This is a genomic window from Psychrobacter sp. W2-37-MNA-CIBAN-0211, from assembly GCF_040309405.1.
GTDB lineage: Bacteria > Pseudomonadota > Gammaproteobacteria > Pseudomonadales > Moraxellaceae > Psychrobacter > Psychrobacter glaciei.
The window spans coordinates 1-229 of sequence record NZ_JBEOOU010000653.1; the positions used below are offsets into that span (position 1 = coordinate 1).

1 protein-coding gene is annotated in these 229 nt (G+C 40.2%); it reads right to left on the minus strand.

Going from position 1 to position 229, the window contains the following annotated elements:
* Positions 1-35: 35 nt before the first annotated feature.
* The coding region (locus AAEY72_RS16635; RefSeq protein WP_352311821.1) for a CorA family divalent cation transporter at positions 36-229 on the minus strand (194 nt) is incomplete at its 5' end.

Here is a 229-nt window from a genome sequence, read left to right on the forward strand (position 1 = left end):
GCAGATCAATGTCCATCATGTATATTAGAGACGGATTATAGCCATTTCAAACGGTAGAATAAGTACATTTGCAAACCTATCAGCGCAAACAATCCGCCACAGAATGCGGCAAAAGCCCAATTTGATTCAGCGCCAGGTATTCCGCCAATATTGACGCCCAATAAGCCTGTTAAAAAACCTAATGGTAAAAATACCGCCGAAATCAATGATAAGAAATACAGTCTCTGAT